The 21,453-nt window shown below is 77.8% G+C and carries 10 protein-coding genes; 2 read left to right on the top strand and 8 right to left on the bottom strand.

Annotated elements, in window-relative coordinates:
- The 8 genes from ACFWW8_RS36490 to ACFWW8_RS36455 all read right to left on the bottom strand — a co-directional run.
- On the bottom strand, positions 1-955 hold a 955-nt coding region (locus tag ACFWW8_RS36490), incomplete at its 3' end, for an alkaline phosphatase family protein (RefSeq protein ID WP_386536678.1).
- Positions 956-1,414: 459 nt separating this feature from the next.
- Positions 1,415-2,608 (bottom strand): galactokinase, encoded by a 1,194-nt coding sequence (locus ACFWW8_RS36485; protein ID WP_386536675.1) that lies wholly within the window; start codon positions 2,606-2,608, stop codon positions 1,415-1,417.
- Entirely contained in the window at positions 2,605-4,509 is a 1,905-nt protein-coding gene (locus tag ACFWW8_RS36480; protein ID WP_386536672.1) for a methyltransferase domain-containing protein, read from the bottom strand. The genes ACFWW8_RS36485 and ACFWW8_RS36480 overlap by 4 nt, the downstream gene beginning before the upstream one ends.
- Positions 4,506-5,699 (bottom strand): glycosyltransferase, encoded by a 1,194-nt coding sequence (locus ACFWW8_RS36475; RefSeq protein ID WP_386536670.1) that lies wholly within the window; start codon positions 5,697-5,699, stop codon positions 4,506-4,508. The genes ACFWW8_RS36480 and ACFWW8_RS36475 overlap by 4 nt, the downstream gene beginning before the upstream one ends.
- On the bottom strand, positions 5,696-6,547 hold the full coding sequence (locus tag ACFWW8_RS36470) for an alpha/beta fold hydrolase (RefSeq protein ID WP_386536667.1): 852 nt from the start codon (positions 6,545-6,547) through the stop codon (positions 5,696-5,698). Before ACFWW8_RS36470 ends, ACFWW8_RS36475 begins: the two co-directional genes overlap by 4 nt.
- Positions 6,548-6,552: 5 nt before the next feature.
- On the bottom strand, positions 6,553-6,909 hold the full coding sequence (locus ACFWW8_RS36465) for an acyl carrier protein (RefSeq protein WP_386536665.1): 357 nt from the start codon (positions 6,907-6,909) through the stop codon (positions 6,553-6,555).
- Positions 6,899-11,470 (bottom strand): beta-ketoacyl synthase N-terminal-like domain-containing protein, encoded by a 4,572-nt coding sequence (locus tag ACFWW8_RS36460; RefSeq protein WP_386536663.1) that lies wholly within the window; start codon positions 11,468-11,470, stop codon positions 6,899-6,901. Before ACFWW8_RS36460 ends, ACFWW8_RS36465 begins: the two co-directional genes overlap by 11 nt.
- Positions 11,463-18,956, bottom strand: a complete 7,494-nt coding sequence (locus ACFWW8_RS36455) for an SDR family NAD(P)-dependent oxidoreductase (RefSeq protein WP_386536660.1) — start codon at positions 18,954-18,956, stop codon at positions 11,463-11,465. Before ACFWW8_RS36455 ends, ACFWW8_RS36460 begins: the two co-directional genes overlap by 8 nt.
- 464 nt (positions 18,957-19,420) lie before the next feature.
- Between ACFWW8_RS36455 and ACFWW8_RS36450 the strand changes: the two genes are divergently transcribed.
- Together ACFWW8_RS36450 and ACFWW8_RS36445 are read left to right on the top strand one after the other, a co-directional pair.
- Positions 19,421-20,314 carry a LysR family transcriptional regulator gene (locus ACFWW8_RS36450; RefSeq protein ID WP_386536657.1) on the top strand — a complete coding sequence of 298 codons (894 nt, stop codon included), beginning with the start codon at positions 19,421-19,423 and terminating at the stop codon, positions 20,312-20,314.
- Positions 20,315-20,423: 109 nt separating this feature from the next.
- Positions 20,424-21,453: hypothetical protein (locus tag ACFWW8_RS36445; RefSeq protein ID WP_386536654.1), on the top strand; the 1,030-nt coding region annotated here is incomplete at its 3' end.

Below are 21,453 nucleotides of genomic sequence, written 5' to 3'. Positions count from 1 at the left end.
GCTTCAGCCCGCCGGGAGTCGGCGTGGGGGTGGGGGTGGGCGTCGGGGTCGGGGTGGGCGTGGGTTCCGTGGAGTCCGCGAACACCTCCGTGATCGGCTGGACGTTGGCGGCGTTGCCCGCGTGCGTCGCCGTGCCGAAGAGGTCCTCGAAGGTCCGGAGCAGGTGGTGGTGGTTGAAGGCCGTCGCGTACCGGCCCGGCTTGACGTGCGCCCCGTGGAAGACCGTGGCGATCTGGTTGGATCCGAGGTAGTTGTCCTCGTCCCAGGTCAGCACGAGCAGGCTGTTGTTGGCCTTCGCCCACTGTGCGTAGGCGTCGAGGTGGGTGCGCGTCCAGGTGTCTCCGGTGGCGACCGGGCACGAGTGCATGTCGTTGCACTGGTTGGGCACCACGAAGGACAGGGCGGGCAGCGCCGCGAAGTTGCCCTGCGGGAACTGTGCCCAGGTCTTACCGGTGTTCAGCGGCACGTTCTTGAAGGCGAACCACGGATTGTGCTTCTGCGCGTACTGGCCGCTGGTGCACGCCGTGGAACCCTCGGACGGCAGGTCCTCGTTGTACGTCGCGAAGGTCTTCCCGACCGCGATCAGCTCCTGCCCGAGGCTGGGCGCGGTCATCGACTGCGGGGTGTAGCAGCCGTCGCCGGTGACGCCCTGGGTGGAGCCTGAGAACAGGTTGAAGTAGTTCGGCTGGCTGGGGTGGGTCAGGGCCTTCATCCCGGTCAGGCTCGCGCCGCCGTTGGCGAGCTGGTTGATGTACGGGGCGTTCGCGCTGCCGATGATCTCGCCGTACTGCTTGTTCTCGTAGACGACGACCACCACGTGGTCGTACGCGGGCAGCGCGGCCGTCGCCGTCGCCGTACGGGCCGGTCCGGCTCCCGCGGCGGCCTGGGAGTCGGCGATGGTGAACGCGGCCAGCAGGCCGAGCGCGCCGAGTCCGGCCACGAGCGCGGACCGCACGGCCCGGCGTCTCGCCGCCGCGGGCGGTGGGGGCGGCGGGGGCTGGGGCGGGGGTGGGGTGGCGTACACGGTGGTGCCTCCTCGTGGTGGTCGCGGAGCCCGCCGCAGGGCGGGCCCGGGGTGCGGGGCGGGTGCGGGTGCGGTGTGGGTGGGGGTGGGTGTGGGTCTGGTGGGGGTGGCGCCGGGTGAACCGGGGCGCCGGGTGCGCGGCGGGGGTACCGGGCAACCCCGGTCTCGCCGGGCACCCGGGCCTCGCCGGGGGCCCGTGGCCGCGCGGGCGGGGCCGGCGCCCCGGCGGCCCCGGGTGGTGGCGACCGGGGCCCCGGGGTTCGGCGGTCCCCCCCCGGGTTCGGCGGTCCCACGGTTCGGCCGGGCCGCGGTTCCGGGCGCCGCCAGGGATCGGCAGGGGCCCGGATCGGCCGCCGGCCGGGCACGGCCGCCGACCCGGACGGGCGGGTGCTACTCCTCGCGGCGGGCCGCCCCGGCCACGGCGATGTTCAGGAACCGCGGTACGGGGCGCCCCTGTTCACGGAATTCCGCCGCGACCGCGGTGCGCACCGCCGCCAGCCGGGTCTCGGGGAGCAGCACCAGCACGCTGCTCCCCGGTCGCGGCCCGGGCGGCCAGGTGCTCAGGGCTCCGGCCCGCCGCGCGCAGGCCACCGCCCGGGCCAGTTCCGCCCGCCGGCCGGCGGCGTCCGAGCGGCCGCGCACCGCCATCAGCACCAGGCGGGCCCGGTCGGCCGCCGGGTCGAAGGCCACGTACCGCGGCGGCCGCGCGTCGTCCCGGCCCGGCAGCAGGGCCTGGCCCGGGCGGGCGAAGAGCGCCGCGCGGCGCAACGCCCCGTCCCCGCCGGGCAGCGCCCCGTCCAGCAGCCGGGCGAGGTGGGCGCGGTCGGGTTCGTCGCCCTCCGGGGTGTGCACGTCGACCACGGCCAGCGCCACCGCGCACTCCGCGGGCTCCGCCGTGGCCAGCCCGGCGGCCGGCGTGAGCGAGCCCTGGACGTGCAGGTCGGTCCCGCCGCGGCCGATACCGGCCCGGGCGAGCGCGCGCAGCAGGGCGTACGGCCGGGCCGCCCACGCGGGGGTGTCGGGTGGCGGCCCGGCCGGGGCCAGCGGTACGTCGCAGCTGTCCGCGGGGTGGGCGAGCGAGCTGAGCCGCACCAGGCCGTCGGTGCGCGGCGCCGCGGCCGCGGCCACCGGCCAGCCCGCCGCCGCGACGAGTCCGGGGGAGTCCAGGTGGAAGGCGTACGGGGCGCTCCAGACGGCGGCCGGGGGCCGGCCGTGCGCGGACTCCAGGGCGTAGGCGACGAGCCGGAACAGCGGGTCGGCGGTGGCCCGCCGTGCGATCCCGCCCCCGCCGGACCCGGTGTGCCCACCGGCGGGGCGGGAGCCGTGCTCGGCGGCGGCGGGGTCCGTGCCTGCCGGGCGGCCGGCCGTCGGGGCCGCGCCGTCCGGGGGCGGTTCCGTCGCGGGGCCCCGGTCGGACTCTGCGGCCGTCCGGGCCCGCGCGGTCGCCCCGCTCCCGGCCGGAGCGGGCGCCGCGGGGCGCGCACCGCTTCCGGCGGCCCCGGCCGGGCCCGCCGGGGCGGCGGCGGCCCGGCCCGCGGAGCCCGGTCCGAGCCGGGCCGGCTGAGTGGCGCCGGGCCGGGTCATCGGGACGCCTGGCGGGCCAGGATGCGGTAGGCGTTGCCGCCGTCCGTACGCCGGGCCGCCGCCGAGCGCACCGCGTCCAGCACCGCCGCGCCGACCAAGGACGGCAGTGCCGCGGCCCGTACCGCGCGGGCGAGGGCCCGTCCGCCCGGGCCGGGGGCGGGGGCCCACGGCCGGTCGGGGTCGGGGGCCAGCCGGGTCGTGGTCAGGGCCACGGCGCCGACGAAGTCGTTCCCCTGGTGGGCCGGCCCGTGCTCCTCGGCCAGGACCGTGAAACCCCGGTCGGCCAGCGCCTCGCGCAGGTTCCCCACCGGGATGAGGTGCTGGTGCTGCGGCTGGAACCACGGCAACCAGGCCGGGCCCAGCAACCGCGCCATGCGCGATTCGGGGTCGGGGAGTTCGATGGCCAGGTACCCGCCGGGGGCGACGACGGTGGCCGCCGCGTCCAGTTCCGCGAAGGGGTCCCGGGTGTGCTCCAGGTAGTGGTACATGCTCACCACCTCGTACTGGCCCGCCAGTTTCGCGGCGAACTCCGGGAACTGGCCCTGGTAGCCCGTCTCCACCCAGCCGCGCCGCTCCGCCCCGCGGATGCCGTCGCCCATGTCCAGCCCGTCGAACCGGGTGTCCGGCCAGACGGCCCGCGCCGCGTTGCAGAAGTGCCCGTGCCCCGTGCCGACGTCGAGCCAGGAGCCCGGGGCCGTGTACGGCCTCAGCATCTCGGCCCGGCCCCGGTAGGCGGCGCCGAGCCGCCCGAAGACCGTGCCGGCGCCCTCGCCGCCCCGGCCGTCGTAGAAGTCGCGGTAGTAGAACTCCAGCCCCTCCGGGCTCAGCCGGGGGTTCTGGAAGACGTGCCCGCAGCCCCCGCACTGCTCCAGTGTGAACCGGCCCGGCTTGCCCTGGAGCAGGTCCGGCACCCGGACCCGCACGGTGAGCTCCCGGGAACCGCACCAGGGGCAGTCCGGCCGCCTCGGTTCGAGGAACCGTTCGGTGCCGGCGGCCAGGTCGGCCCGGTACGCCTCGGCCCGCGCCGCCTCCGCACCGCCCGTCCCGGTGGGACGGGCGGCGGCCGCCGCCGTACGCAGGGCCGTGGCGAGGGAGCGCACCGGCCGTGCGGCCGTGGCCGCCGCCAGGTCCGCCGGGCGCAGCGGGCTGCCCGGCCCGCCGAGGGCCAGGTACGGCTGGAGCCAGTACAGCCCCGCCGCGGCCGCCCCCCACCGGCCCTGGCGTACGGCGACGCCCGCCAGCAGGGCCAGCCCGGCCAGCTGCGCGGCCGCCAGCGCCCCCGGCGGCAGTCCCTGGGCCCGCAGTTCGGCCGCCCGGACCACCCCGTCCGCCCCGCCCGCTCCCTCCGCCGCGGCCCGACCGCAGCTCAGCCCCGGGGCGATGGCCAGCCCCGTGGCGCCGGGGGCGTACTCCTTCAGCAGCCGCGTCAGCTCCAGGAGTCGTACGGGCTCGGGCGGCGGCCCGTCGAGGTCCACTCCGGCGCGCGCCAGCACTCCGTCGGCCACGAGGACGGCGTACCCGGCGCCCCGGCCCTCACCGAGGCGGTCCTCCCGGTAACGGGCGGGATCGACGAGCCGCAGCAGCCCGAGCGCCCGTTCGGCACCGAGGTCCCCCGGCATCAGGTCCAGCACCGCGAGCCCCTCCCGGTCGGCGTGCGCGCACGCGGCGAGGAGGGTCGCGGCGTCCGCCTCGACCCCCCGGGCGGTCAGCAGCCGCCAGCCGGAGGCCCGCGGCACGCCGGCGGCAGCGCCCGCCGGCGGCAGGGGCAGTACGGGGACGGCCCGCAGTCGGCGCGCGGCCCGTACGGTGCCCGCACCGAGCACGGTCAGCACCGCCGCGGAGGTCCACGGGATCCGGACCGGCGGGCGCCCTCGGCCCGGGGGCAGTGGGGATGGCGTCATAGCAGCTTCTCCAACCGGTCGGCCGCGGCGGCGGCACCGCCCGCCGCGGCGAATGAGGCCTGGATCCGCCGGGCGCCCCGGCGGGGGCCGGGGTCGTCCAGCACGGCCGTGAGCGCGTCGCGCAGTTCCTCGGCCCGGGTCCGGCCGAACCGCACCCGGACCCCGGCGCCGGCCGCGACGACCTGCCGGGCCACGATCGGCTGGTCGTCGCGGATCGGCGCGACCACCAGCGGCAGCCCGTGCGCGAGGGATTCGCAGACGGTGTTGTGTCCGCCGTGGCAGACCACGGCGTCCAGGTGCGGCAGCAGCTCCAGCTGCGGCACGCTCTCCCGGAGCAGCACGTTGGGGGGCACCGACCCGCCCGGCGCGACGGCCCCCACCAGCGCGGCCGGGGCCGCGAGCACCAGCTGGACCTCGCCGGCCAGCCGTTCGGCGGCGCCGAGCACGGCGCCGTAGAACCGGCCGCCGGCCTCCTGGTTGAGGGTGCCCAGCGACACGAGGACCCGGAGGCGGTCCGGGTCCAGCCGCCGCCACGGGAATCCGGGCGCGGCCGGCCGGGCGCCGAAGGCGGGACCGACGAAGGCGTAGTGGGACGGGAACTGCTCGTCCGGACCGACCAGTTCGCGGCTGGAGAACACCAGGACCAGCCGGTCCGAAAAGAGCGGGTCCCAGTCCGGCACCGCGTCCGGGCCGCCGGCCCCGCACTCCGCGAGCAGCCCGGACACCTGGCCGGCCACCCACGCGCCGACCTTCGGGAAGTCGGCGAAGGGACGCGTGAGTTCGGCGGAGGTGCTGGCGGAGGTGACCCACGGAACCCCGAGCCGCCGGGCGGCCAGCGGCCCGGCGAGGGCCTGCTGATCGGCGACCACCACGTCCGGCCGGAAGGCGCGCACCGCGTCCGTCACCCCCGGGACCATCGCCCGGGCCAGCGGGACGAGCGCCTCCTCCCAGAGGAAGCGCAGCGCGCCGATCCCGCGCAGGTCGCGCCATCGGGCGTGCAGCAGTGCGTACCCGCCGCCGGCCTCCTCCCCGGCCGGCAGGACGCGGGCGTGCGGGGGCAGCAGCCGGGCCAGGGCGCCGGCCGGCCCGGTCCAGGCGATCTGGTGCCCCCGGGCGGCCAGTTCGGCGCCGACGGCCACGGTCGGATTCACGTGCCCCGCGAGCGGCGGCACCGTGAACAGCACCCTCATCGGGCCGACGCCCCCGCCCGCGGCCGCCGCGCCGCTGCCACGGCCCGCGCGGCCGCCGCGGCCGTCGCGTCGAGGTGCGCGAGGACGGCCGACCGCAGTGCTCCGCTGCTCTCCTTCAGCACGTCGTGGCCGAGCCCCGGGAGGATCTCGACCCGGGCGGCCCTCGGGGCGTGCCGGGCCAGTTCCCGCGCGCCCGGGACCAGTTCGGAGTGCTCCCCGCACACGATCAGCAGCGGGCAGGTCACCCGGGCGTAGTCGGCCGGGGTGAACGTGCGGCCGGCCGCCACGTCGTCGATGAGGGAAGTGCGGTTGAGCAGGTCGTCGGCGATGGCCGTGAGGTGGGCGGCCTTGCGCAGGCGCAGGGAGAGCAGCTCGGCCGGCACCGGGCTGTCCTCCAGGCTGAGGGCGGCCGCCGACAGGGTGTCCACCATGTTCTCCATCCAGGCCCCGTCGAGGAGGGGTTCGAGGAGGGTGAGCCCGGCGACCAGGCCGGGCCGGGCGAGCGCGGCGTGCAGGGCGAGGGTGGCGCCGTAGCTGTTGCCCACCAGGTGGACCGGGCGCCCTCCGAGGCCGAGCGCGCCGAGCAGCGTGAAGAGGTCCCGCACGGCGGTCCCGGTGTCGTAGCCGGTGGGCGGGCGTTCGCTGCGGCCGTGGCCGCGCAGGTCGTAGAGGACGGTGCGGTGCCCGGCCCGGGCCACGGGGACGGCCAGCGGGCAGTAGAAGGAGGACAGGTTGTCGACGACCAGCCCGTGCAGGAACACGACCACGGGACGACCCGGGTGGTCGGGTCCGGTAGCGGGCGGCTGCTGTACGTGGAAGCGGACCGGGCCCGCGGGGACGAAGGCCACGGCGGTCAGCCGTCCGAGGCGGGGACGCCGGAGGCGCCCGTGGCGGACGGGGCGAGGGGGCCGGGACGGGGTGGGGCCAGGGCCGGGGAGGCGTGGGCGATCCGGCCGATGTGGAGGACGAGTTCCCCCACGGACATGGCGAGGATGGCGTCCATGTCCTTCTCGGCGAGGAAGCCCATCAGGTCGACGCGGGAGCCGTACCGCTGGTGCAGCAGCTCCGCCAGGGCCACGAACTCGATGCTCTCCAGCGCCAGGTCCTCGTTGAACGTCGTCTTCATCGTGACCTCGTCCGCGAGGAGGTACTCGTCACCGACGATCTCCACGAGCATGCCGGTGATCTCGGCCAGGATGTCAGCTGCCATGACTGGTCTCCGTGAGGTGGAAGGGGACGGGGGACACCGCCGCGGGGCGGGCGGTCCAGGCGACGACGTGGTCGGCGGGCGGGCCCGCGACGAGGGCGGTGCGCACCGCGTGCGGCTGCCCGTCGGGGGAGAGCACGCGCAGACCGCCGGTGTCCGGGTCCCCGGTCACCCGCCAGTCGCGCGGACGGCCGCCCAGCCCCGTGCCCCCGGCCTTGGCCGCGGCCTCCTTGGCACACCACAGGGCGGTCAGCGCGGCCGGCAGACCGGCGCCCTCGCGGGCGGCCAGGTCCTCGGCGAGCCGGAGTTCGCCCGGCCCGAGCGCGATGCGCACCAGCGCGCCGGGATCCCCCGTCACCGGCTCCACGTCGATGCCGACGGCCAGGGAGGGATGGGCGAGCGCGACGGCCACCCGGTCCTTGTGCGCGAGCGACAGCCGGAACCCGCGGGCGAGCGGGCCCCCGGCCAGGGGCCGGCCCGCCGGATCGTTGCCGACCGGCACCTGCGCCGGGAACACCGGCCCCGCCCCGCGCTCCCACAGGAGTCCGCGCAGCGCGTCCTTGGCGGCGATCCGGCCCAGCAGCCAGGGATTCCGTGCCCGCGGCGACAGCCGCTCGTAGACGAGGCGTTCGGCGGCGCCGAGGTAGCGGCGCATGACCAGTTCCTGCGACGCCGGGTCGGTCCAGCGACGCCGGGCCAGGCACCAGCCCGCGGGCTGCGCCTCGCCGATGCCGCACACCTCCGGCGTGAACTTCATCGGCCAGACCCGCTCGTCGGCCCCGAACCGGCGGTACGTCCAGCCGTCGATGCGCGCCCACACCCGGCCGTCCGCACGGCGCAGCTCCAGGTCCCCGCGGACGGTGACCTCGCGGACCTCGCGGACGCGGGCGGTGGCGCCGACCAGCTCGCCCGGCGCCGGCGCGGGACCGGCGTACCGGATGCCGTCCACGGTGGCGGGGAACACCAACCGGTCCACCGGCAGCCGCAGCTGCATCCAGTGGCCGAACAGCTGCCCGGCGGCGTCCAGCAGTGCCCCCGGGTCGGGGAGCGCCCGCAGGACCCCCTCGATGCCGTCGGAGCCGACCGCGCGCACCTCGTGGACCCCGGCGAACCGCGGCCCGTGGAACATCCACCGGTCCCGGTAGAGCGCGTCGGCGCTGACCGGGGCCGGACCCGTGCCGGACAGCGGGGTCGGGTCGGGTGCGGGAAGCTCCCCGTACCGCGCGCCGAGCAGGACGACGGTGTCCGCGTAGCCGCCGAGGGAGACGTGGACCCGGCCCGGCCCGTCGTCCCGGACGGTGACGTCGATGTCGACGGCCGGTTCCACGGGCAGCCACCGCAGGGCGCGGACCTGTGCGTGGCCGACGACGTGCAGGCCGGGCGGGGCGTGCCGCAGGGCGGCCCGCTCCGCGAGCTCCAGCATGGTGGTCATGGGGACGACGGGGAACCGGTCGGAGTCCTCGGTCCAGTCGTCGGGCTGGAGGTACACGCAGTGATCCCGTACGTAGGGCAGGGCGGCGAGCGAGAGGTGCAGGCGCTCCACGCGGGGCGGCCCGGCCGGTACGGGCGGCTGCGCGGGCACCGGTACGGCCGCCGGCGCGGCCGCCTCCCCGGCCGCACCGGGCTCCGGCGCGGGTGCGGCCGACCAGGCGGCGGTGACGCTCAGGGCGGCCGAGCGGGTGTCGTCGAGGACCGCGTCGAGGGCGGACAGCAGCACGGGCCGGGGAGCGGCCGGTCCCGGGGGAGCGGCGGGTCGCGGTGAGGCCGGCAGCAGGCCTCCCAGGGCGGTACGGGCCTTCCCGCCGAGGCGGACGAGCGGTGAACCGAGGTCGAGCGGCAGCACCAGCCCGGCGGTGGCGATCGGGCGCACGCCACCGGCTCCGGCCGCCAACGGAGCGGCGGCCGGCCGGGCCCCGGGCGTCGCCGGGCCCGTGGACAGCAGCTCCCAGCGGGGCTCGTGCCCCTCCGCCCACAGGGCCGCACAGGTGCGGCGCAGCGCCGACAGGCCGGGCAGCCGGGGGGAGGCGGTGGACACCGACAGGTGGGGCCGCTCGCGGAGGGTGTCCTCGACGAACCCCGGCAGGCCGCCCGGGCCCAGGGTCACGAACGTGCGCACCCCCGCGTCCTCGTACAGCCGCAGCACCAGCTCGCGGAAGCGCACCGGCTCCAGCAGGTGGCGGACCACCAGTTCCCGCACCTCCTCCGGCGCGGCGGGGAACGGCGCGCCCGTGGTCGCCGACCAGACGGGCAGGGTGCCGGGCCGCAGCGGCAGCCGGCCGAAGGCGGCCCGGACCTGGCCGAGGTAGGGCTCCCACATCGGGGTGTGGAAGCCCGACCGGAACGGGAGCTCCTGGCCGTGCACCCCCTCGGCCCGCAACCGCCGCACCACATCGGCCACTTGCCCGGGGTCCCCGCACACGACCGACTGGTGCGGGCAGTTGTCGTGACTGACCACCACCCGGTCCAGGCCGTGCAGCGCCGCCTCCGCCCGCCGGGCACCACACCCCAGCGCCGCGTACACCAGGTCCGGGACCTCCACCGAGCCGGGCCGCAGGGAGTCCAGGAACGTGTCGGCCGCGTCCCGCGGATACATTCCGGCCGCGACCATCGCCGCCCACTCGCCCAGGCTGTGGCCCGCGAGCACGTCGGCACCGATCCCCACCGCGGGCAGCACCCGGGCGAAGAACCGGCCCGTGGCGATCGCGTCCAGCGCCCGCCGCTCCAGCGCCCCGTCCCGGGTCAGCCGGGGCCGGTCCAGGCCGAGCCGGTCCGCCACGTCGTCCAGGACGGGGGCGAACTCCGGTTCCAGCCCCGGGAAGAGGAACGCCACCCGGCCGTCCGGCGGCTGCGGCGTGAACCACACCTCCCCGCGCCCCCGCCAGGGCCGGCCGCGCGCCACGACCTTCGCGGCCAGCGCGAGCCGCTGCGGCGTCGGCCCGGCCACGGCCAGCCGGCACGGTCCGGACCCGCCGGACACCGGAGACCCGGCCGCCAGCCGGGCCGCCAGCTCGGCCGGCCGGTCTGCCGCCATCAGCAGGACGTCCTCCCGCGCCGCGGGCCCCACCGGCGCGGCCGGGCCGCCCAGCGGCAGGAAACGCCGTACCGGAGCGGCGGGGCGGGACACGGTGCCGGGGGCCTCCTCCAGCACCACGTGGGCGTTGATCCCACCGAAGCCGAAGGCGTTGACCCCGGCCCGGCGGGGCTCCGGGCCGCGCTCCCACGGCTCCGCCGCCGTCACCGGCCGCATCCGGGTCAGGGCGAGGCCGGGGTGCGGCTCCTCCAGGTGCAGGGTGGGCGGCAGCACCCCCTCGTGCACCGCGAGCGCGGCCTTGATCAGACCGGCCATGCCGGAGGCCTGCATGGTGTGTCCGAGCATCGACTTCACCGAGCCGAAGCCGATGGACGGGCGACCGGCCGCCGGGGGGCCGAACACCTGGGCCAGCGTGTCCAGTTCGGCCGCGTCGCCCACCGGCGTACCCGTGCCGTGCGCCTCCAGCAGCCCCAGCGCGCCCGCCTCCCGGGGATCGAGACCGGCACCCTGCCAGGCCCGCTCCAGCGCCCGTACCTGGCCCGCGACGAGAGGACTCATCAGGCTGGCCGCCCGGCCGTCACCGGCCACCCCGGTGCCCCGGACGACCGCGTAGATCCGGTCGCCGTCCCGTTCCGCGTCCGCCAGCCGCTTCATCAGCACCACCCCGGTCCCCTCGGACAGCAGGGTCCCGTCGGCCCGCCGGTCGAAGGGCCGGATCCGCTCGCTCGTGCTCAGGGCCCGCAGCTGCGTGAACACGCTCCACAGCGTGGCGATGTGGCAGTGGTGCACCGCCCCCGCCACCACGGCGTCGCACCGGTCGCCCGCCAGCAGTCCCACCGCCTGGTCCACCGCCAGCAGCGAGGACGCGCAGGCCGCGTCCAGGGTGTAGGCCGGGCCGCGGAAGTCCAGCCGGTTCGCCGTCCGTGCCGCCGTGAAGCTGGGCACGAGACCGATCGACGCGTCCGGCCGATCCGGACCCAGCGCCTCCTGGAACGCCGACCGCACCGCCGCGATCCGCCGCTCGCCCAGCTCGGGCACGAGGTCCCGCAGGGTCTGCGCCAACTGGTGTGCGGTGCGGACGCGTTGGTCGAGACGGGCGGTGGCCACGCCCATGAACCCGCCGCGCCCCAGCACCACCCCGATCCGCGCGCGGTCGGACGGCAGCCGCGCGTCCCCGCCCGCGTCCGCGACGGCCTCGGCCGTGGCGTGCAGGGCGAGCATCTGGTCGGGCTCGGCGCCCTCCACCGCGGCGGGCATGATCCCGAACCGGGTCGGGTCGAAGGCGGCGAGCCCGTCCACGAATCCGCCGCGCCGGCAGTAGAACCGGTCTGCGACCACCGGTCCGGCCGCGCCGCCCGGGTCGTAGTACACCTCCGGGTCCCAGCGCCCGGGCGGGACGTCGCCGATGCAGTCCGTACCGGCGAGGAGGTTGCGGCGGTAGGCGGCCAGGTCCCCCGCGCCGGGGAACACCGCGCCCATCCCGACGATGGCGGCGTCCGTCGGGCGCGGGCCGCGCGGGTTCCGGTCAGCCACGGCCCCCGCCCTCCCCGGCCATCAGGACCACCTGTACGTCGTCCCCGTACGCGAGTTCCGCGAGGAACGCCCCGGTGCCCGCCTCCGGCGCGATCAGCGGGATCCCCCGCCGCGCGTACGCGCGCTCCAGCTCGGGGGTGACCATCCCGCCGGCCTCCGCCGCCCAGGGGCCCCAGTCCACCGACAGCACGCGCCCCGGGAAGGACTCCGCCCAGGTGTGCGCGAGGCCGTCGAGGGCATCGTTCGCCGCGGCGTAGTCGCTCTGGCCCCGGTTGCCGTACACGCCCGCGACGCTGCCGAACAGGACCAGGAAGCGGGGCGCGGGCACCGGCCCGTGCTCGGCGGCCGCGGCGGCCAGGTGGCGGGCGCCGGTCACCTTCGTGCGGAACACCTCGGCGAACGCGTCGGGCGACTTGTCGCACAGCAGCCCGTCGCGCAGGGTCCCGGCCCCGTGGACGATGCCGTCGAGCCGCCCGTGGCGGGACCGCACACCGGCCACCACGGACCGCACCGCCCGCTCGTCCGTGACGTCCGCACAGTGGTAGCGGACGGAGGCCGCCACCGCGCCGAGGGCCGTGAGGGTGGCCCGCACCTCCCGCGCGGCCAGGATGCGCGAGGCCGCGGCCTCTATCTCGGCGGGCGTCCGCAGACCGGTGGCGATCAGCGCCGCGCGCAGGGCCACCCGATCGAGGGCCGCGCCGAACCCGTCGTCCCCCGGGAGAGGTTCGGGGGTGCGCCCGATCAGCTCGACGTGGCATCCGGGGGCGGAGCGGGCCAGGGCGAGCGCCGTCCGCGCGGTGATCCCGCGGGCCCCGCCGGTGAGCAGCACCACCGAACCCGGGGCGAGCGGGGCGCTCTCCGGCCCGGTCCGGGCCAGCGGTGCCGCGACCGGCGTGCGGGCGACCCGTACGCCGTCGGCGGTGTACCCGACCGAGGCCGGGCCCTCCCCGCCGGCCGCCGCGGCACGGTCCGGGCCGCCGGTGGCGCTGGTGGCGTCGTGCGTCGTGCCGTTCGGTGCGCCGGCGGTCGTACCGGCGGGCGTCCCGCCCACGGCCGGGGCTCCGGGGCAGCCGCACGCGGCGTCGCAGGCACAGCCCAGTTCGGCCAGGAGCTGCGCCGCGATGCGCTCCGGGTCCTCCTTGGGATGGACCTCCACCGCGCGGACCAGCCGCCCCGGGAACTCCAGGGCGCAGCTCCGGGCGAATCCGTGCAGACCCGCGCCCGCTGTGCCGGGCGCGGTGACGAGGAGCAGCCGGGGCACCCCGCCGGTCAGGGCGCGCTGCAATCCCGGGAAGGCCTCGGGCAGTACGGGCTCGGCACCGGCCCGCAGCGCGGACAGGTCGACGACCCCGTCGTACCCGGCCGCGGCCTCGACGAGCTGGTGCACCTCGGCGCCGTGGGCCCGTACGGCCCCGCCGAGGGCGGGGGCCACGCCCTGGCCGTCGCCGACGATCCCGATCCGCAGGCCACGCAGTGCCCCGGGGTCACCGGCGGGGGCCGGCACGGGCCGTACCTCCACCCGCAGCCGGGCGACCGGAGCCACGGCCGGCGCAACGACCGGAGCCACGACCGGCACCCCCGCCGCCGCGACCGGAGCCGCGACCCGGGCCACGTCCGCCGCCGCGGGCACCGGCTGCGGCCGGACGGACGCCGCGGGGTCCGGGCCGGCGTCCCGAACCGGTGGTGGGGCCGCGGCGGCGGCCCGCGAGGTGACCCACTCGACGATCCCGCGCAGGGTCTTGACGCGGGACAGCTCCTCGACCGCCGACTCGGTGGAGCCGCCGGGGTCCCGGGGGAGTCCGATCCGGTCGGCCAGGGCGCCGATGATCTCGACGCGCTTGATGGAGTCCACGGACAGGTCCGCCTCCAGGTCGAGTTCGGGGTCGAGCATCTCCCGGGGGTATCCCGTCCGGGCGTGGACGATCTCCAGCACCACGTCCATCACCTCCTCGGCGGAGCGCGTACCCCGGCCCGCGGCGCCGCCGGCGCGGACCCCGTCCGGCGGCGCCGGGCTCGCGGGGGCCGCGGACCACGCGGCCGGTTCGGGCGCGGGCAGCGGCTGCGCGGCCGGCGCCGGGACCGGTGCGGCAACCGGAATCCCGTAACGGTCGGTCACGTCGGTCACGTCGGTCGCGTAGGTCACGTCCGCCGGGTGCCGGTCCGCCGGATGCCTCGGGGCCCGCCCCACGGGCGCCGCACCGAGGTACCCGAGCAGGACGTCCCGCTGCGCCTCGACCAGGGCGCGCGAGCCGCGAAGGTACTCCAGGACCGCGGCATCCCGCGCGCCGTCGCCGCCGGCCGGAGCCGCGCCGCCGCCCCGGGCAGCCGGGGCGGGAACCCCGGCCGGCCTTCCCGCCGCGGTCGCGGCCGGCTCGGCGGACGCGTGCGCGCCCGGCATCCCCGCCGCCGTACCGGTGGCCGGTTTCCCCGGCCCGCCGAACGGCCGGTCCGCCGCGGGCAGGCCCGCGGTCGCGTGGATCCGGCGCGCGGGCTGGAGCCCCCCGGCGACCGGGGTGCCGTCCGCGGTGCGGACCAGGTGGCCGTCGACCAGCCAGCCCGGGCGGCGCGGTGCCCGCTCCGGGAGCCGGCCGGTGCGGCCGCGGAACAGGGCCTCCGGCGCGACCGGCACGCCCGCCGCCGCCAGCTCCGCCAGCGCCGACACCAGTCGCAGCAGCCCGTGTTCGCCGGGCACGTCCAGCGGGACCGACGTGTGCGGCCGGCCCCGCAGGACGCGGCCGACCAGGCCGCTCAGGACCCGTCCCGGGCCCGCCTCCACGAAGGTCCGCACCCCGGCCGCGTACATCGCCTCCACCTGTTCGGCGAACCGCACCGGCTCCGCCACCTGCCGGGCCAGCAGGGACCGTACGCCGTCGGGAGCCGCCGGATACGGTCCGGCCGTCGTGTTCGACCAGACGGGGACGGCAGCCGGTCGCAGTTCCGTCCGGGCCAGTTCCGCGGCGAGCGCTCCGCTCGCCCCCGCCACCACCGGACTGTGGAACGCGCAGGCCACCGGGATGGGCTCCGCCGTCAGGCCCGCCGCCCGCAACGCGGCCACCGCCCCGTTCACCGCGGCCGTCGGGCCCGATACCACGCACTGCCGCGGCGCGTTGTGGTTCGCCACCACGCAGCCGGTGCGGGCGGCGATCTCCCGCACCTCCTCCGGCGCGGCCGCCACCGCCGCCATCGTTCCCGGGTCCGCCCCGGCGGCCGCCACGATCGCTTCGGCGCGGCACGCGCTCAGCCGCAGCAGGCTCCCGGTGTCGTACGCGCCCGCCGCCCACAGCGCGGTCAGTTCCCCGTACGAGTGCCCGGCCACGCAGTCGGGCCGGACGCCGAGCGCCCCGAGCAGCCGGTGCGCCGCCGATCCGGCCAGCCCCAGGGCCGGCTGGGCCACCCGGGTGTCCGTGACCGCGGCCCGCTGGGCGGCCCGCCCCGGCACGGTGAACGCCGACGGCGGGAACACCGCGGACACCACCGCGTCCGGGGCCTCGTCCAGCAGGGCCCGCAGCGCGGGGAAGGCGGTGAACAGCTCGCCCATCATGCCGATGCGCTGACTGCCCTGGCCGGGGAAGAGGAAGGCCACCTGCCCGGGGTCCGCCGACTCCTCCCGTACGTGGACCCCCGCGCCGGCGGCGAACGCCCGCGCCCGCTCCAGCCGGAGCGTCAGCTCGTCCAGGTCGCCGGCCACGACCGCGACCCGGATCTCACCGGGTCCGGCGGCGGTCTCCGCGGCGAGGTCCCGCAGGGTCCAGGGCCGCCCCGCGGCGTCGTTCTCCTCCAGCCGGGCCGCGAGCCGGGCCATGGCGCGGCCGGCGGACCGCCGGTCCGGACCGCGGAAGCAGAACAGCTCGGCCGGCCACTCCTCCACCCCGTGCGCCGGCTCCTCCGCGCCCTCGTAACCGGCCAGCACCGCGTGGTAGTTGGTGCCGCCGAAGCCGAAGGCGCTCACGCCCGCGACCCGCCGCCCCGGGGGCGCCGCCCAGGGCCGGGCCTCGGTGTCGAAGAAGAAGGGGCTGCTCTCCGCGCTCCAGGCCTGGTTCGGTGCCTCCAGGTGCAGGGTCGGCGGCCGGACGCCCGCGTGGACCGCCCGGGCCGCTTTGATGAGCCCGGCCAGCCCGGCCGCGCACTTGGTGTGCCCCAGCTGCGATTTGACCGAACCCAGCGCACAGGCCCCCGGGGCCGCCCCCGAGGCGGTGAACAGCTCGGTCAGCACGGTGAGTTCCGTGCGGTCGCCGACCACCGTTCCCGTGCCGTGCGCCTCCACCAGGCCGACCTCGCCCGGGGTGATCCCGGATCGGGCGTACGCCCGATCCAGTGCCCGCCGCTGCCCCTCCGGCCGGGGCGCGGTCAGGCCCAGCGACCGGCCGTCGCTGGCGGCGCCGACGGCCTTCACGACGGCGTACACCCGGTCCCCGTCGCGCTCGGCGTCCGCGAGCCGCTTGAGGACGAGCGCCCCGACGCCCTCCCCGAGGGCGATCCCGTCGGCGTCCGCGTCGAACGGCTTGCACCGTCCGCCGGGGGACAGCGCGCGGACGGAGGAGAAGAGCAGGTAGTCGTTGATCCCGTTGTGCACGTCGGCGCCGCCGCACAGCACCATGTCGCTGTCGCCGTCACGGAGTTGTCGGCAGGCCAGGTCCAGCGCCGCCAGCGAGGAGGCGCAGGCGGCGTCGACCGTGCAGTTCGCCCCGCCGAGGTCGAGGCGGTTGGCGACGCGGCCTGCGATGACGTTGGCCAGGACCCCGGGGAAGGAGTCCTCGGTGAGCCGGGGCAGGTGCGCGTCCAGTTCGGGCGGGAGCTCGCCGAGGTAGGAGGGGTGCAGGGCGCGCAGCCCGTAGGCGCCCGCCAGTTCGGTCCCCGCCTCCGCCCCGAAGACCACCGAGGTCCGCGACCGGTCGAAGTCGCGGCCGCTGTCGTATCCGGCGTCCGCGAGGGCCCGCGCCGAGATCTCCAGGGCCAGCAGCTGGACCGGCTCGATCCCGGCCAGCGAGGCCGGCGGGATGCCGTGGGCGAGGGCGTCGAAGGGCACGGGGCCGAGGAAGCCGCCCCAGCGGGACGGGGTGCGCTCACCGGCGCGCGCCGGGTCGGGGTCGTAGTACAGCGCGGGGTCCCATCGCTCGGCCGGAACCTCGGTGACCGCGTCGGCCCCCTCCAGGATCCGGGCCCAGTACGCGGCCAGGTCCGGGGCGCCGGGGTAGGCGCAGGCCATGCCGACGATGGCGATGTCCAGGGGGTCGGGGGCCGGGGCGGCCGCCGCGGGCCCGGAGCCGGCGAGCGCGCGGGCCCGCCGCTCCAGCAGCTCGGTCGCCCCGTCGGTGACCTCCGCGTGGAGCGCGGCCACGGTGGTGGTCCCGGACCGCAGCGCCGCGGCCTGCCCGAGCATGAACAGGCCTTCCGCGTACTGCTGTTCCTCGCCGACGGACTCCAGGCCGCCGCCGTCCCCGCCGGCGGTGTCCTTCCCGGCTGTGCCCTCCGCGGCGGCGCCCGCGGGGGTTCGGGTCGTGCCCGCCGCGGTGGCGCCCGCGGGGGTTCGGGTCGTGCCCGCCGCGGTGGCGCCCGCGGGTCGGCGCACCCCCTTGCTGGCGATCCGCAGCCGCCCCAGGTTGAGCCGCTCCAGCTCCTCCCACACCTCCCGCGGCTGTGCGCCGCTCTCCGCGAGGCGCACCCGGGTCGCCTCGAAGGTCTCGGCGTAGGGGGTGGCCGCGCAGCGGGTGGCGTGGCCGGGCGCCGTGCGCAGCAGCACCGTCTCCGTGCACTCCACCGCCGCCCGCTGGAAGCGCGGCAGCACCGCCCCCGCCGCCACGGCCTCCGCCGTGAACAGGTACGCGGTGCCCATCAGCACGCCGGTCCGGGCCCCCCGCTCCGTCAGCGGCGCGGCGGCCGCGGCCGCCATCGCGGCGGAGCGCGCGTCGTGGATGCCGCCCGCGAACAGCACGTCGAGCGCCTCCGGTTCGGGGCACGCGAGCAACCGCTCGATCTGCTCCTCCCACAACGGGAACGAGGCCCGCGGCCCCACGTGCCCGCCGCACTCCATCCCCTCGAAGACGAACCGCCGCGCGCCCTCGGCGAGGTACCGCTCCAGCAGTCCCGGCGAGGGCACGTGCAGGTGGGTCCGGGTCCCGGCGGCCTCCAGCGGGGCCGCCTGCGCCGGGGTGCCGCCCGCGATGACGGCGTACGGGGGGCACACCTGGGCGACGGCCGCCAACTGCTCCCGGCGCAGCTCGGGCGGGGCGAACCCGAGCAGCCCGACGCCCCACGGGAGGTCCCCCAGCCGCTCGGCGGTCTCGGCGAGGAGGCGGCGCACGTCCGGGCCCGCCATGACCGCGAGTGCCAGGTACGGCACCCCGCCCGCGGCGGCCACGGCTCCGGCGAAGGCCGACCGGTCGCTGACCCGGGTCATGGGGCCCTGCGCGACGGCCGGCGGCCGGCCGAGCCGCCGGGCCCGTACGGCGGCCGCCAGATGGCCGGCGACGGCCTCGCGCACGGCCCGGAGCACCCCCGCGGTGGTCCGGTGCCGGGCGGCGAGCCGGGCCGCCGAGGCGCCGTCCTGCCCGACCGGCAACAGGCATCCGTGCAGGTTCCGGGCCCCGAGCAGGGCGGCCACCGGCCCCTCCGGCGGGGCCAGGCCGGGCCGGGCGTACACTCGGTGACCGTCCGCCAGCCGGGTCTCCGAACCGTCCATCGCCCGCAGTGCGTCGACGACTTCGGCGGGGAGGGCGGGCTCGCCCTCCGCGGTCAGGGCGAGCTGTACGTCGAGCAGCACCCCGGCGGCCCCGCCCGCGACGGCCGCCGCCGCGGTGTGCGGTCCGATCCCGCCGTACGCCCGTACGGACACCCCCGCGAGCCGGGGGTCGGCGAGCAGCTGCTGGAGGAGCACGAAGGTGGTGGCGGCGCCGACCCGGCCGCCCGCCTCGTGCCCCTTGGCGACCAGGGCCCCCGCCCCGGCGGCCACGGCGGCCAGGGCCTCCGCCGGGCCGGTGACCTCGGCCCACACCCGCGGCCGCCCTTCGGCCGCCGCCCAGGCCCCCACCCGCTCGGCGGTGTACGAGGCGGGGTCGGCGAGCAGCACCGTGTCCACCGCCGCGGGCAGTTCGTGCGGCGCGAGCGGGCAGCCCGCGGGCACCCGCACCCCGTGGCGGCCGCCGCGCAGCCTGCGGGCGACCTCGGCGAGGCCGCGCCGCGCGGCACCGTCGTCCCGGCCGAGGTCGAGCAGGCCGAGGGATCCGGCCCGTTCGGCGGCGGTCACGATCCGCGGGTGGGGCTCCTCGAACGGGCTGACCGCGACGACCAGGTCCCGGGATACGGGTCGTGGGGACGGGGCGGCGTCCGGGGACGAGGAGGCGTCCGGGGGCGAGGCGGCGTGCGCGGCCGGACCGGGCTGAGGGTGCGGTCCGGCCGGGGAGGCCTCCGGCGGACGCGAGGACTCGGGCTGGGGGGACGGACCGGGGTGGGGGATCACGGGCGCTCCTCTTCCAGTGCTGTGTGACATGTCGCAGTACGGGGCGGAGGACGGGGGAGGCGTGGAGTGAGCGGGGTCCCCGGCGGGGCGGCGGAGCCGGGACGTGCGGGACGTGTGCGCCGGACGGGTTGCCCGCCACAGAGGGGCGGAATCGAACCGTGGTCTAAATCCCCGACGCCGGGATGCATCGTGCGGTGGCCGCCCCGCACTGTCAACGGGCATGCGGAGGCGGACGTTTCGCCCGAACCGGGGCTCCGGACCCGCCCGGACGGCGCCCACCCGGCCCCGCGGGGGGCCGCGCCGGGGCGGTGGCCTGCGGCGTTGTCCGGACCGGCGGACCGTCCCCGACGGGCGTCCGCGCGGGCCGCGCCGTGCGGGGTCATGCCGCACCGGTATACCTCGTCACCAACCCGGCATGTGCGCCGCCCCGAGTCGTACGCTTGTTCACCCGACTCGCTCTTACGGGTACAACCTCGCGAGGTTACCGTCCGGTCATGACCCCCACTCTCGCGCAGCTTCGCTACCTCGTCGCCGTCGCGGACTGCCGCTCCATCACCGGCGCGGCGGCCTCGGTCTTCGTCGCCCAGTCCGCCCTGTCCCGGGCCGTCCAGGCCATGGAGCGCGACCTCGGCGTCGAACTCCTCGCCCGCCGGGGAAGGGGGGTGGACCTCACGCCGGAAGGGGCCCGGGTCGTCCGGCTGGCCCGCACCGTGCTCGACGCGGTGGAGGCCATAGACGACATCGGGACCCCGCACTGCGGGGACAGCCGGGCCGTCCTCACCCTCGTCACCACCCCCACCCTGGCCCTGGACCTGGCCTCCGACCTCGTCCCGGCCTTCACCGGACGCCATCCGGGCGTCGACGTCAGGCTCCAGCAGTACGACAGCCGCGAGACCCTGCTCCAGGAACTCACGCAGGGGCGTGCCGAGTTGGCGCTTGTCGACCTGCCGGTCGACAAGGAGCTGACCACGCACTACATCCAGGAGCGGGAGGTGGTGCTCATCTCGCCGGCCGGCTCGGGGCTGCCCGACCCCATGCCGTTCCGCCTCATCGACGGACTGCCGATGGTGCTCCCCACGCCGGGGACCGGCCGGCGCACCGAGCTGGAGGCCATGTTCAGCTGCTTAGGGGTCCGCCCCGTGCCGTCCCTGGAGGTCGACGAACGCCTCGCCTGGGTGACCGGCGTGACGGACGGGCGGGGCTCCCTCATCTGGTACCGCGACGTCGTCCAGCGGGCCTTCGGCAGCCGGGCGGAGGTCCGCTCGTTCACCCCGCCCCTGCTGCGCCCGGTGGGCATCGCACACGCGCGCAGACCGCTCAGCCGCGCCGCCCGCGCGTTCATCGCGCACGCCCGGCACGACGCCCCCGTACGGGAGCCCGCGCGCTGACCGGAGCGCCGGCGGCGCGCGCAGTCATGCCGACCGGGCATTGAACGGTGTTCGAACGGAAGGGTGTTGCCCCTGGTGTCCTGCGCTGACCGGCCGTCACATGGTGGGCATGCCCCGACTCCTCACACCCCCGTTCGCCGCGGCGCTCGCCACCGCGGTCCTCGCCACGATCCTGCCGGCCGTCGCCTGGGCGGCGGGCTCCGGCGTCGCCACCGCCGTCTCCCCGGCCGCTCCCGCACCCACCGTCGTACGCCCGGCCGCGGCCGGGGAGGCGGCCGCGCCGGAGCGGGCGTGCACCCTCCCCGGCGGACTGTCCGAACTCAGCGGTCTCGCCGCCAGCCGCCGGCACCCGGGCGTCTTCTACGCGGTCAACGACAGCGGCAACACCAACCAGGTCCTCGCCGTCGACTGCACCACCGCCACCGGAGTGCTCCGGGCGACCCTCACCGTGTCGGGTGCGGGCAACACCGACTGGGAGGCGCTGGCGATCGGCAGGGACGCCGCCGGAGGCCCGGTGCTCCTCGTCGGCGACATCGGCGACAACCTCGGCGCCCGCGCGGAGATCACCGTCCACGGCTTCGCCGAGCCCGACCGGCTCGTCAACGCCTCGGTGACGCCCGTGACGTACCGCTTCGCGTACTCCGACGGCCGGCACGACGCGGAGTCCCTGCTCGCCGACCCCGCCACCGGACGGATGTACGTGGCGAGCAAGCTCATCGGCGCCGCCGGCCGGCTCTACCAGGCCCCACTGCCACCCGTCACGGGACAGGTCAACACCCTCACCCCGGTCCGGCCGGGGCCCGTCTTCGCCACCGACGGCGCGTTCTCCCCGTCGGGGGCCTCGTACGCGCTGCGCAGCGGCGGGCCGCTCGGAGCCAACACGGCCTCCGTGTACGACACGGCGGGGACCAGGCTGGTGGACGTCGCCCTGCCCGCCCAGTCGCAGGGCGAGACACTGACGTACGCCGACTGCACCAGCCTGCTCGTCGGCTCGGAGAACGACACCCAGCTCTGGCGCGTCCCCCTGCCGCCGGAAGCCACCCCGGGCTGCGACACCCCCACCCCGACGCCGACCCCCACCCCGACCCCCACCCCCACCCCCACACCGACCCCCACGCCGACTCCCGGCGGGCTGAAGG

Source organism: Streptomyces sp. NPDC058701 (assembly GCF_042715295.1).
In the GTDB taxonomy this organism is placed as follows: domain Bacteria; phylum Actinomycetota; class Actinomycetes; order Streptomycetales; family Streptomycetaceae; genus Streptomyces.
The sequence above is the reverse complement of the archived record's forward strand: the minus strand, read 5'-3'. Positions and strand labels throughout refer to the sequence as shown.